Origin of the sequence: Sporosarcina sp. FSL W7-1283 (assembly GCF_038003105.1) — a bacterium.
In the GTDB taxonomy this organism is placed as follows: Bacteria; Bacillota; Bacilli; order Bacillales_A; family Planococcaceae; genus Sporosarcina; species Sporosarcina newyorkensis.
The window spans coordinates 3,539,405-3,552,115 of record NZ_JBBOOL010000001.1; the positions used below are offsets into that span (position 1 = coordinate 3,539,405).

At 41.2% G+C, this 12,711-nt stretch carries 12 protein-coding genes and 5 tRNA genes; 3 read left to right on the forward strand and 14 right to left on the reverse strand.

The features are described from left to right. Positions 1 to 14 precede the first annotated feature (14 nt). The 6 genes from MKY93_RS18505 to MKY93_RS18530 all read right to left on the reverse strand — a co-directional run bounded on the left by MKY93_RS18505 (position 15) and on the right by MKY93_RS18530 (position 2,867). Positions 15 to 2,135 carry a sensor domain-containing protein gene (locus MKY93_RS18505; protein ID WP_340760643.1) on the reverse strand — a complete coding sequence of 707 codons (2,121 nt, stop codon included), beginning with the start codon at positions 2,133 to 2,135 and terminating at the stop codon, positions 15 to 17. A gap of 197 nt (positions 2,136 to 2,332) precedes the next feature. Then, positions 2,333 to 2,407 (reverse strand) — tRNA-Gln (locus MKY93_RS18510). 46 nt (positions 2,408 to 2,453) lie between these two features. Next, a tRNA-Tyr gene (locus tag MKY93_RS18515) sits at positions 2,454 to 2,538 on the reverse strand. An 80-nt stretch (positions 2,539 to 2,618) separates the two neighbouring features. After that, positions 2,619 to 2,693: transfer RNA gene (locus MKY93_RS18520), tRNA-Glu, on the reverse strand. A gap of 16 nt (positions 2,694 to 2,709) precedes the next feature. Further along, positions 2,710 to 2,785 (reverse strand) — tRNA-Thr (locus MKY93_RS18525). Between the two features lie 7 nt (positions 2,786 to 2,792). Continuing rightward, positions 2,793 to 2,867, reverse strand: a tRNA-Asn gene (locus MKY93_RS18530). A gap of 176 nt (positions 2,868 to 3,043) precedes the next feature. Here MKY93_RS18530 and MKY93_RS18535 point away from each other — a divergent pair. After that, a complete protein-coding gene (locus tag MKY93_RS18535; RefSeq protein ID WP_078818302.1) occupies positions 3,044 to 3,709 on the forward strand; it encodes a hypothetical protein in 666 nt (221 codons plus the stop codon). A gap of 35 nt (positions 3,710 to 3,744) precedes the next feature. Here MKY93_RS18535 and MKY93_RS18540 read toward each other — a convergent pair whose 3' ends face one another. Then, positions 3,745 to 4,428: a KinB-signaling pathway activation protein gene (locus MKY93_RS18540; RefSeq protein ID WP_040759914.1), complete on the reverse strand. Its 684-nt coding sequence runs from the start codon at positions 4,426 to 4,428 to the stop codon at positions 3,745 to 3,747. Between the two features lie 330 nt (positions 4,429 to 4,758). On the opposite strand from MKY93_RS18540, the gene gerD reads away from it, so the two are divergent. Next, on the forward strand, positions 4,759 to 5,376 hold the full coding sequence (gerD, locus tag MKY93_RS18545; protein ID WP_009498962.1) for a spore germination lipoprotein GerD: 618 nt from the start codon (positions 4,759 to 4,761) through the stop codon (positions 5,374 to 5,376). 22 nt (positions 5,377 to 5,398) lie between these two features. On the opposite strand, the gene MKY93_RS18550 is transcribed toward gerD, so the two are convergent. From MKY93_RS18550 to MKY93_RS18575, 6 genes are all read right to left on the reverse strand, one after another. Continuing rightward, positions 5,399 to 6,457: an Mrp/NBP35 family ATP-binding protein gene (locus tag MKY93_RS18550; RefSeq protein ID WP_078818304.1), complete on the reverse strand. Its 1,059-nt coding sequence runs from the start codon at positions 6,455 to 6,457 to the stop codon at positions 5,399 to 5,401. Positions 6,458 to 6,534: 77 nt separating this feature from the next. Continuing rightward, positions 6,535 to 7,248, reverse strand: a complete 714-nt coding sequence (cwlD, locus tag MKY93_RS18555) for an N-acetylmuramoyl-L-alanine amidase CwlD (RefSeq protein ID WP_078818305.1) — start codon at positions 7,246 to 7,248, stop codon at positions 6,535 to 6,537. Positions 7,249 to 7,507: 259 nt separating this feature from the next. Continuing rightward, complete coding sequence (locus tag MKY93_RS18560) at positions 7,508 to 7,810, reverse strand: rhodanese-like domain-containing protein (protein WP_340760644.1); 303 nt, start codon at positions 7,808 to 7,810, stop codon at positions 7,508 to 7,510. 80 nt (positions 7,811 to 7,890) lie between these two features. Next, positions 7,891 to 8,487 carry a hypothetical protein gene (locus tag MKY93_RS18565; protein WP_340760645.1) on the reverse strand — a complete coding sequence of 199 codons (597 nt, stop codon included), beginning with the start codon at positions 8,485 to 8,487 and terminating at the stop codon, positions 7,891 to 7,893. Positions 8,488 to 8,579: 92 nt separating this feature from the next. Next, positions 8,580 to 8,897: a DUF3889 domain-containing protein gene (locus tag MKY93_RS18570; RefSeq protein WP_340760646.1), complete on the reverse strand. Its 318-nt coding sequence runs from the start codon at positions 8,895 to 8,897 to the stop codon at positions 8,580 to 8,582. A 73-nt stretch (positions 8,898 to 8,970) separates the two neighbouring features. Continuing rightward, positions 8,971 to 9,519: a hypothetical protein gene (locus MKY93_RS18575; RefSeq protein ID WP_340760647.1), complete on the reverse strand. Its 549-nt coding sequence runs from the start codon at positions 9,517 to 9,519 to the stop codon at positions 8,971 to 8,973. A 250-nt stretch (positions 9,520 to 9,769) separates the two neighbouring features. Between MKY93_RS18575 and MKY93_RS18580 the strand changes: the two genes are divergently transcribed. Continuing rightward, positions 9,770 to 11,824 (forward strand): catalase, encoded by a 2,055-nt coding sequence (locus MKY93_RS18580; protein ID WP_340760648.1) that lies wholly within the window; start codon positions 9,770 to 9,772, stop codon positions 11,822 to 11,824. 148 nt (positions 11,825 to 11,972) lie between these two features. Here MKY93_RS18580 and MKY93_RS18585 read toward each other — a convergent pair whose 3' ends face one another. Further along, on the reverse strand, positions 11,973 to 12,410 hold the full coding sequence (locus tag MKY93_RS18585) for a HicA family toxin-antitoxin system (RefSeq protein ID WP_139366024.1): 438 nt from the start codon (positions 12,408 to 12,410) through the stop codon (positions 11,973 to 11,975). Between the last annotated feature and the right edge of the window lie 301 nt (positions 12,411 to 12,711).

Below are 12,711 nucleotides of genomic sequence, written 5' to 3' on the forward strand. Positions count from 1 at the left end.
ACTTCCCCCTTATATTACATTTTCTTGTTAATTTCAGAAGAATTATAGTTCGCTTTTTTTGCTTCCAATAAAGTGGTTGGACGACCAAAATAATAGCCCTGCCCTTCTCTACAACCTAAGTTGTAAAGCATCTTCGCTTGTTCATTTAATTCAATACCTTCAGCCACCACATTCAATCCTGCTGTATCCGCCAGTGTCACGATCGCTTTTACAATCGCCTGACTATTTTCATTTTCCAATATATCCCGCACAAATGCCATATCAATTTTCAATGTATCAGCAGGAAGTTCTTTAATATAGCTAAATGTACTATATCCTGTTCCGAAATCATCAATGGCCACCGTGATACCGATACTTCGAAGCTTTTGAATGGATTCTTTCATTCCTTCTGTATCCATAAACGAACTTTCCGTCAACTCCAATTCCAACATGTTAGCGGGAACTTGAAATTCCTCCAGAATACTCAATACCGAATCGGCAAAACCTTCTTCTTTCATCTGTACAGTCGAAACATTGACCGCGAACTTACAAAATTCACCGGCTTCGATCTCTGCAGCTGCTTGCTTACAAACCTCTCGTAAAATCCATTCACCAAGGGATACAATAATTTTCGTTTCTTCCGCAAGGGGAATAAATTTCATTGGAGGAATCACACCTAAATCTGGATGGTTCCATCGGACAAGCACTTCTACGCCAGTTAATTCACCAGTTCCTAAAAATACTTTGGGCTGATACTCCAAATAAAAATGCTGTTGCTGTATACTTTTCCGCATTTCATTTTCCAATAAAATTCTTTCCAATGACATTTTAGAGGTACCATGCTCATACATCTCACTGTCACTGCCACCTCGCGTCTTCACTTTTCCAAGCGCCAATGTCGCTTTCGTCACCAGTTCAGACGGTTGATTGGCATGTTCAGGATACATTGAGATACCACAACTAATAGATAACGAATACGTTTGTTGCCCCACCTGAATAGGTTGCTCCAAATACAACCGTATTTCTTCAGCATAATTGTAGATTTCTGTCTCGTCCGACAACCCCGTTACAATAAAAGCAAATTCGTCTCCAGCAATCCGTGCCAGCAAACTTTCCGGACCGGTTTTCTTTTTTAATCTTTCACCGACCATCGACAACAAGTAATCCCCCGCCTCATGACCTAAAAGATCGTTGGCGTAACGCAGACGGTCAATATTGATATGTACGAGCGCAAATACTTGCTTCCTAGTCTTTGCCCTTTCAAAAGCTAGAGCCAATTGCTCGCGGAATGAATTACGGTTCATCAAAGAAGTTAGCTGATCATTATAGACAAGATGTTTGATCTTTTCTTCAGATTTCACACGCTCTGTCACGTCATGCATGACGACCAATAGCTGGTCTTCGTAATCAATGGAGCCTCGCACTTCATTTAACTTGGCTTCCATGACATGCAAGCCACCCTTCACATCCAGCATGGAATATTCTAAACCGATAACCTTCCGATGAAACCCTTTGAATTGCGCAATCTTCCTTTCTACTTTTTGACGATCCTTTTTATAGAGAATGGAATATAACGTATCAGAATACAAGCTATCCAAAGAGTAGCCCAACAAATTTTCGAAAGAAGGAGACAAGTATTGAAACTTCCCATCGCGATCAATGATTGCAATGAAGTCTGAAGCATTGGTTGTAATAATTTCATAGAGCTCTGCGTTTTTTCGTATCTCTTCCTCCATCAACTTTCTAGCTGTTATATCATAACGGATGGATACGTACTGATAGGGTTTGCCTTTGTCATTCAAAAAAGGGACAATCGTTGTATCAACCCAATAATAGGACCCGTCTTTGGCTTGGTTTCGGATATCTCCTCTCCACGTCTTTCCACTTCCGATTGTCGCCCACATTTCCTTGAAGAAGGAAGCATCATGGTAATCAGAATTGACAATCCGTTGATTGGCTCCAATTAGTTCTTTTAATGGATACTTTGAGAGTTTTTCAAATTTTTCATTGGCGTATTGAATCGTTCCCCGAGGATCGGTAATGGAAACAATGGCGGCCTGTTCCAAAGTGTAGGCAATGTCACCAAGAAGTTTTTGCAATCCTTTTGAACTATTAGGTTTGATGAATTTCTCCATACCATTAAGAAACTCTTGCATATCTATATCACAATCCCTATGTTTATATATTTTTATTTATTCTACAAGAGAAAATGCCTATATGTATTATTAAATAGTATACACGATTAATCATTCTCTTCTATACCTATCACTTAAATTTAAACACAAAAAAACCCTTCATTATTTTAATAATAATAAGGATTCATTATGCATTATATTCTTTAATAAAAGTAAAATGGCTGGGGTAGCTGGATTCGAACCAACGAATGACGGAGTCAAAGTCCGTTGCCTTACCGCTTGGCTATACCCCAACGTGAAGCTGGTTACGTTCTTATTGAGTGTAAAATAAAACAAACATGGTGGTGGGGGACGGATTCGAACCGCCGAACCCGGAGGGAGCGGATTTACAGTCCGCCGCGTTTAGCCACTTCGCTACCCCACCGTGTTAAAATTACAATTTCTCGCTCAACTCGCTTCTTCAACGAGATATGACGCGCATTACTTAACTTGTTATAAAAATAATGGTGACCCCTACGGGATTCGAACCCGTGTTACCGCCGTGAAAGGGCGGTGTCTTAACCGCTTGACCAAGGGGCCATGAAAATAGCGTTCATGGAGCTTCCAGCCGGGCTCGAACCGGCGACCTCTTCCTTACCATGGAAGCACTCTACCTGCTGAGCTATGGAAGCATAGAAATGGCTCCGCAGGTAGGATTCGAACCTACGACCGATCGGTTAACAGCCGATTGCTCTACCACTGAGCTACTGCGGAAAAATAAAATAGTTAGTTACTATCTCTAACGACAAAAATCATTGTACCACACTTATTAAGTATGTGCAACAACTTTCTTTTAATACTTTAACCTTTTTTATTATATAGCGGCTCGGTCATATGCGTCAAGGCTTTTTCATATATTAATTTATACTTTTAAAAATAAGGAGATCTGTATGCTCAAAAAAATCATACTCCTTTTGACACTATGCTTTTTACTTATTTTATATTTGCCACAACTGATCAAACCATCCCCCGCTTTAACGACTGCTTTTCGTTTAACGGAAAACCCGACAGTCATCGTAAGAGGTTCCCAAGGTTCTGCTTTGACCATTAACATTTCATTTGGCGAGCAAGAAGTGAAGGATCTTTTGGAGCAGCTGACTCAACCATATCCGCTGCTGTTTGTTGACGTAGAATGGGCATCCCGCTTTCCAAACCTCGTCGAAGAGATGAAGAAGCGTTCTTTGCCTGTCGCATTGCTTGGGCAGGAAGGCAATAGGTATGAGGTCGATCGTGAATTATTTGAACAGCAATTGGATCAGTTTGAGACTTTTTTTGAAACAAGGCCATTATGGTTTCGCACTGTTGATGAGCAATTTCCACAGCCTCTGCTACATAAGTTAAACGAAGCAGAAATCAATGCGCTCGGTTCGACTGTTCATTGGAAAGAGGGTGCTTTGCCCAAAGCTGCAGCAGGTGATATCATTTCCATTCCTCACCATTTAGACGAACGAGCGCAGGTGGAGGATATAGAGCGTTTAATGGCGAGCCGACCGTTTCAATCTGTTGAAGATCTACTTTTTCAACCCAAAATTAAAACTAAAAAAATTCCAAAGTAAAAAACCGACAGCGGCATTCTGTCGGTTTTTTACATTTATTTAGCTTTTGATGATTTTTGCTTAGCTTTTTTTCGTTCATTACGACGCTTGTCCAATTTAGCCTTATCAATATCGGATTGCTTATTGTATTTAGGCAATACTAATAGTTGAAAAGCGTTCACTGCCAGCAAAGGAAACAGAAGGATGGTTACCCATTCGTCTTTATTTCCTGATGTGACCATTAGAGCTGGCAACCATTCAAGTGTTGTGATCACAATCATAAAGAATAGAGCGGAGATCAGTGCATGTTTTTTCGTCCACTGCGCTTTAAAGTATGCAGTTACCGCAGACACTATAACGAGTGTCAAAAGCAAGAAAATATACAAGAACGTTCTTCCTGTATCTTCCTTCGTTAACTGGAAGCGGAAAAAGACTAAATCAAACAACACAACTGCAATGATCAGGACTTGCACCCAGTTCCACAATGTCAGCGTGCGGAACAGATTGACGCCAAATTGGTGAACTGTTAAATAGGCGAAAAAACCCATCTGCGCAATAACACTCATCGTGAAGCCTAAAAAGATCATCCATAAAAAGGCACCAAGAAATTGCCAAATCTCACCTTCCTGTATATACCCAAAAAAGAAGTCCCAACGTACAATTAACCCGACAATGGCTGTGATACCTCCACCAATGGCCATAGCGCGCAAGAAAAATTTTACCCAATTTCGTATTGTCACAACACTGTTCCCCTTTTATCTTTATTCAACAGAAGACTCCCACCTCTATAGATGGCGAGATGAATGCAGTTTTATTTCCTCTTCAGCGGGTATTCAGACGCTCTCTGAAGAAAATAGTGCCTCCGGCAGAAGGTATCATGGATTTTAAAAGGAGTTAATCGAGCTAACTTGTATCAAAATCCAGACGCAATTATGCCATCGCTTAATTGTTTCATGTCTCACTTAGTGTATCAACGTTCGACAAAAAAATCTATTTCATTGAACGAATCATGCATATTCCCTCTAATATTGTGAACAATAAATGAAAATACAAGTGGAAGGTTGATCGGAATGAAAAAATTGGCAGGCATTTTCCTATTCCTTGTATTCCTAGCGGGTTGCAGCAACGGACAACAGTCAGGTCCGAGTTATGATGAAATGAAAAAAATGATGACGGATGCGATCCAAACGGAAGATGGAAAAAAAGCATTACGCAAATTGATGACAGATCCCGAATTTCGGGAGCTTTTAGTATTGGAACAACCAGAAGTGAAAGAAAGCATTGAGAATGTGCTGCTTTCAAAAGAGGGTGAACAGTTTTGGAAAACCGCATTTGAAGATCCGAAATTTACAGAGTCTATCGCCAAAAGTATGAAAAAGCAGCAAGCAGATATTATGAAGGATTTAATGGGAGATGCATCGTTTCAAAAGGAAATGGAAAAGTTTTTTGGACAGCCAGACATGATGAAGCAAATGGAGAAAGTCGTAAATTCCAGTAAAATGAAAAAAGAAATGGAAAAGGCAGTGGAAGACACGATCAACAGCCCTTTAATGCAAGCGAAATGGCAGCAACTGATCATGAAAGCAGGAAAAGGGACAACAGAAGAGGGCGGAAAAGATGAGAAAGGCGGGAAAGAAGAGAGTGGTGGCGGTGGAGCAGAAGAAAAAGCAGGTGAAGGAGGTCCATAAACCCCTCTCGCCTGCCAACTAATTATTTAGTATTTTTTTCAATCACGGTATCGGCAATTTGTAAATAAATCTGACCAATCGGATGGTCTTCCGCATACACAGAAGGAGCAAATTCCGTGTCGTTCCAATCAGGCTGACCCAGTGGTATTTGACCCAATAGCTCGGTGCGAAGCTCTTCTGACAGACGGACGCCGCCACCTTGTCCAAAGACATATTCCTTTTCCCCGGATGCTTTGGATTCGAACCACGCCATATTCTCGATAACGCCAAGCAATTCATGATCCGTCTGCAAAGCCATCGCACCTGCACGCGCAGCTACAAATGCAGCTGTAGGATGCGGTGTTGTGACAACGATTTCTTTAGATGCCGGAATCATTTGATGGATATCAAGCGCTACATCGCCTGTACCCGGCGGCAAATCAAGCAATAAGTAATCAAGCTCGCCCCACTCAACATCGCGGAAAAACTGATCCAGCACTTTACCAAGCATTGGGCCCCGCCATACAACTGGCGCATTATCTTCCACGAAAAAGCCCATTGAGATGACCTTAACACCAAATCGTTCTACCGGAATGATGCGCTCTTCTCTGACCTCAGGCATAGCCGTGATCCCCATCATGTCGGGAACGCTGAATCCATAAATATCCGCATCGATCAAACCAACTTTCTTACCGCGTCTTGCTAAAGCAACAGCCAAATTGACAGATACTGTCGACTTCCCAACCCCACCTTTACCGGACGCAATCGAAATGAATTCGATGTTGGATAGAGGAGATAAAATATCTTGGGTTTCTGCTTCTGTTACAGTTCCGCGGAATTGCTCGAGAACTTCTTTCGGCAGTTCTTCAAAACGAATTCCTACAGAGTCTGCCCCTGCCTCTTTCAAAACGTCCACTACTTTTGATTGAAGCGTCAATTGCTCACCGGTATTTACTTTTGCAATTGCTACTTTGACACTGACATGCTGCTTTTCAGGCTTAATCGTAACGCCTACAATACCATTTGTTTCTGCCAGTGTTCTATGTAAAAACGGATCTTCCAATGCGCCAATCAATTCACGGACTTGCTGTTCATTAATCACATTCGACACTCCTTACTGATATTATCCAATCTCCCCCCAGTATACCATAATCACTACTCTATCAACCGTCTTTTGACTCACTGTTCTTCTGCATGTTCATATTTCACAATTCCATCCACGATGGCGGCCGCCACCTTTTTCTGATAAGCCTTATCCGCCAATAAACCCCGTTCTTCCGGATTGGATAAAAATCCTGTTTCCACTAAAACGGCAGGGACCGGTACTTTCTTCAGCAAATAGACACCTGTAATTTTCATCGCTTCGCGTTCTGTATTTTTCAGCTGATCACGCAGTTCGTCTTGGATAGAAGTCGCCAACTGTTTTCCTGCCGGGTTGCCATCAGGATGGTAGAATACTTGCGCACCTCGCCAACGCTCTTCTGGAATCGCATTAACGTGAACGCTTATGAACATATCCGGCTTCGATTCGATCGCCATACTTTCCCGCAACTTCAAATCTGCGAATTTACGACTTCGATTTGAAGTGAATTTTTCAGATGGGGCATGTTCAGCAATCGCATCTCCATCTTTTTCCCTCGTCATTTTCACAGTCGCACCTTTTTTTTCAAGTAATTTCTTAACTTCATGGGAGATACTTAAGGTTACATCCTTTTCAATGACATCTTCCGCCGAAGCCCCCCCATCCTCACCGCCATGCCCCGGATCGATTAAAATTTTCACACCACCTAGCTCAGCGGGTGTGAAAAATCCGCGATCTGAAGCTTTCACTCCATACCATACACCTCCTATCGAAAAAAATAACAGCAAGCCTGCCGCAAGCCATTTTTTCATCTCTACACCGCCTTTTTCTTTCACTATACGCTTGGACCTTTCGGGTTATGTCTGCGGGTGAAGGAATTGTTCATTCTGAGAAATGGGTTTGGATCGAGGATGTCAACTTGGATGCGAGGAGACTTCGGTGCTTTCCTAAGCGGGTTGGGCTCAGTGTATAATGTATTTATAGCCAGGAAGCTCTTTCCCTACTGATCAATCGTGCAATTCAAATTAAAACACCGCCAAGAGATGTTCCTCTCGGCGGTGTCCTACTGATTTATTCTGTTTGCCCTTCCCAAGCTAGCATGCCGCCCGTCATGTTCGTCACATCAAAGCCTTCATCTGCCATAATTTCTTGTGCACGTCCACTTCTTCCGCCTGAACGACAGACTAGAATATAAGGCGTTGTTTGGTCCAAATCATGCATTTCAATAGGAAGATTGCCAAGTGCGATATGTGTGGCGCCCGGAATCATACCTTGTGCTACTTCGTCGTCTTCGCGGACATCAATAATATGCAGTTCTTTGCCGCTTTCCAGTTGCTCTTGTACTTCTCTTGCAGTTAATTCTTTCAATGTCATGAGTTACATCCTCCAAATTATCTGATTTACCTTCATTATATCGCCTGTGTAATGATTGTCTATCGAAACGGACTGATGATTTACTGCATCAACTCATTCGGCGTATGGCCCCGATTTTCCCAAAGTCTCGTTGTATTGGCAATATCGATAATCACTGGAATATAACGCTCAGCTTTTTCCATAGGTAACTTCAGCCGCCCAAGGAACTCTGACAGTTCTTTTGTGAAATCTCCACCGCTCATTTGCAGATCCAGCACAAGTTCTTCCACTTCTTCCTCAATATCGACCGAATCATCAAGATCCTCTAGCATCATCTTTTTCAGTTGCTCTTGCTGAGGGGTCCGCTGAAAATAAGATTGATCTGTAAACAAGAGAAATTCTTCTGGTTTCGGTACATAATAAGGTTTACCCGCGGCTGCTTGCTCCACTACTTCCTTTTCGTCAAATACATGAATGACTTCTGCCACAAATGCATCTGTATTGACATGAACAAAACGTTCTTCCAATTTCTTAATAACTGCTTGGTTATTCACAAAAGCAATCATGATGTTTAATGAAATCTTCTCTCCGTTATGTTCATTGTATATCTCCGTTGCTTTAGCAAACGGGATTACCCCATATAGGTTCGTACTGGCCGCAATATAGTCCAGCAACAATTCTTCATTATCGACTTTCATCAAAGCCACCCCTCATTCATTTGGTAGACATACTTGTCCGTCAATTGTAACAAAACTACGAACCGAATGCAGAGGCGTGAGTTTGATTGCATTCAGGAAAAATCCATCTCCTGAAGTTCAATATCGATCAGTTTGTTTGTTTTAATAGAATAAGTGACTTTGACAAACACCGCGAATTCTTTGTCACCTTCCCGCAGCCACAATCGAAACTTTTCAACAGTGGACTCTTTCCTCGACTCACTTCCGATATGCAAGTAATCCATAATATTTGCATGAGGATATTTCATTTGCGTCTCTTGAATCGCGATCCTAGACCATTTAGCATATGAAGGAATCGCTGATTGAGCAACGAGTTCAGTAGGCAGATAAGTGAACATTGAGACACTCGCCATTGAAATTCCAATTACCAAGCTTATTTTTCGAATGATGACGCACACCTCCTTTAGGATAGGATACGTCATTTGATAAGAATCATTCTGCTCGTTATTTCAATTTCTCCACACTCCCGTTTGAACGAATTCCTTCATACATCACGTCACCTAAATGCTTATCGCTATAATGGTAGTAGAAAAACACGTCATTGCCTACAGATCGATTGAATCCTATTTCTATACCGCCCGGAGAGTAAGCCTTTATTTTTTCGAAGTATTCGTCTTGATCCAAAACGAAATTCAAATACAATTTTTCACTTGGATTAAATTGCAAATCCAGTTCACCTATCTCATAAAACTCGTTTTCTTTATTGCCAACAAACTCTTCATCTGTGACAGTCCAGCCAAAAAAACCTTTAGATACAGCATAGATCTTAAATCCATCTTTAAAGGGTTTAATGGCCAACTCTTGTTTCTTGCTGATGGCATATCCTACTCCCACTTCGCCTTCTCGGCCTTCTAACGCAGCCCAGGCTGTCGAATTGACTATATACTCATCCCAAATGAAGGATTTGAATAACACAATGCCACAGACGACCAGTAATGCACTTACACTAAGTACATTTTTTCTTTCTTGTGGTTTGCGTTTAGTTTTCGGCATGGCAGTCACTCTCATTTCTCGTTATTCTATGTTCATTGTACAAGTTCTGTAAAAAAATGCATGCTTAATAGATACCTGATTACCAGTATAGGACCTCCCATTCACCAAAGTTTTGAGTTGGGTCATCTACGCTATACTCTGTCTTTTTGATTCGCAGATAAAGTCCAAGCCAATTTCATTCTAGACCTAGAAAACTCTACATAGGTATATATGTGAACACAAAAATTAAGACGTGAGGATGGGTGATTCAATGGATGGGAAGTCTCCAAAAGACCATAGGGAGAAAAATTTAAAAAATGAACAGCTAGATGAGTTCCGCGTACAAAACACAGGTAAACCACTGACGACCAATCAATCAAAAAAATTATCAAACGATCAGGAACAATTAAAGGCGGGTGACCGTGGTCCTTCACTACGTCAAGATTTTGAATTCTTTGAGAAGATGACTCATTTCGTCCATGAACCAATACCAGAAAGAAAAGTTCATGCTAGAGGTTACGGAGCCCATGGTGAATTTGAATGTTATCAGTCGATGAAACAATTCACAAAAGCTGGATTCTTACAGGAAGCAGGTAAAAAGACTTCTGTTTTCGTCCGATTTTCTACTGTGCAAGGGAGCAGAGGGTCTAAGGATACGGCAAGGGATTTACGCTGCAAAGGTGTGAAATTTTACACCGAAGAAGGAAATTATGATTTAACTACAATCGCTATGCCTGTATTGGTCAATCAGGACGCCATGAAGTTCCCTGATGTAATGCATGCATACCAACCTGAGCCACGTACCGGGATGCCGACAGCTGCTGGGGCGCATGATAATTTTTGGGATTACGTAGCAAATAACCAAGAAAGTTTTCACATGGTATTGTGGATCATGTCGGATCGAGGCATTCTAAGAAGTTATCGCATGATGGAATCATGGTCGATCAATACGTACTTATTTGTTAATGAACAAGGAGTAGCAACTTTTGTGAGATTTACTTGGAAGCCTGTGCTTGGTGTTCATTCCTTGCTTCAAGACGAGGCACAAAAAATTGGCGGGATTGATCCGGATTTTCATCGGCGAGATCTTAGAGAGGCGATTGACCGTGGTGCATACGCAGAATATGAATTAGGTGTCCAGCTGATTGCGATGGAAGATGAATTCAAATTTGATTTTGATGTCTTAGATCCATCAAAATTTTGGCCAGAAGAACTCGTCCCCGTTCAGCCAATTGGAAAGATGACATTAAACCGTAATGTGGATAATGAATTTGCGGAATTGGAGCAAGTGGCATTCAATCCCGCAAATGTCGTTCCGGGAATTGATTTCTCTAATGATCCCGTCCTGCAAGGAAGATTAATCGCTTATCAAAGTGCCCAATACCATCGTCTTGGCAGCGCAAACTTTCAGGACTTACCCATCAACCGGCCAATCTGTCCGTTCCATAATAATACAAGACAAGGCTTTATGAGGTATCGAATCGATGTAGATCAAGTAAACTATCATGAAAACTCATTAGCTGATAATACTCCATATACTACGCCGCCAGAAGAAGGAGGCTACGAATCCTACCCTAAAAAAATCGATGGGCACGCCATACGGGCACGAAGCAAATCGTTCGATGACTTCTTTACTCAGCCAAGAATTTTTTGGAATAGCCTGACCCCAGTTGAAAAACAGCATACGATTGAAGCGTTAAGCTATCAACTTGGAAAAGTGAAAAGTGAATCGGTCCGACAGCAAAACGTCGATATGATAGTAAATGTTGACCAAGAACTGGCTATGATCGTTGCGGATAATATAGGTGTTGATCGTCCAAACGGCACAAATGTCTCTACCTCAACTAGCTACCCTTCACTTAGTCAGGCCAATACACCAAGTTATGCTTATTCATTAAAGGTCGGAGTGTTGATCGGCAATGGTTTTAACAGTAATGAAGTAACCAACGTACTGAATACACTCGAAAAATATGGAGTGTTTGTCGACATCGTCAGTGAAAAACTTGGCACTGTCACAGGTACGGATGGTACGAAGCTCAAAGTAGATGATACATTCCTGACCACGAGCCCTTACTTGCTTGACTCGCTCTATGTCGTTGGCGGCAGCTCCAATAATCAGGCAAAATTTAATTCTGATGTTATGAATTTCATACAGGTCGCATACAAACATTATAAGCCGATCGGTATTGCTTCAACCGGACAGTCGCTTCTTCAAACCTCTGAAGAAAATAATTTAGCAGGTGTCGTTTTTGCGACTAACAACCAAAACTTCGGAGAGGAATTTGTTTCCGCTATCGCCCAGCAACGCTTTTGGAATAGAAAATAAAATCGTCGGGCAGGAAAGAGCAAAACAGAAAGCTTCTCTTTCTATTTTCCATTACTCAACTCGTTTTTTTGCGGAGATAGGAATAATTGCAAAAAGAAAAGACGCAGTCTGAGTTAGTATAATAACTCAGACTGCGCACTTCAATTCGTTATTCAAGATGCTCTGTCAATTTCTTTTGAACATCTTCTTCTATTTTTTTTACGCGTTCATCTTTTAGTTTGCGTCTCGGTTTTGGATGAAACCATTCGATCTCGCCGTTAATAAAAGTCCCTTTATACTCTTCACCTTGAATTTTTAACTTAAACATTTGAAGCGGTCGAGTTTGATTATTGCTTAGGGAACGTTCAATCTCAATAGCATCTACTTCATCCCTGATCCCATGTTCGGATAACAGTTCAAGAACTTCATCCTCTACAGCTTTTACTTCTTCTTCGCCGACATCTTGCTTGGGATGCGGATTAAGCCATTGGATCTCGCCATCATGATAGTCGCCTTTATAATTACGACCGTCTATGATGAGCTTAAACTGGATCCGCTCATACGGCCTGTCTTCAAAAACTTTTTCTACTTCAAAGTCGTCAACCACAGGAACACCTCCCAAAATAGTGTCAAGTTCATCAAAAAACTTTCCTCGCTAAATTCGTATTACTACAATTTCAATATTTTTCAATATTCCTTATTGACTAACGAATCCGTCTTTTTAATGAAAATTAAATCCAAGTATAAAACTGTGAAGGATAAATGTCAAACCAACCGATTATTTAGTAATACCGGTAAAAAATCTCTACCATCTTTGTAAAGAAGCTAAGTGTTCAAAAAGCAACGGTCCGTTTATATAGTGATACCCTAATTTCTATATTTTAAGCAATTGAGACGACGTTAGAAAT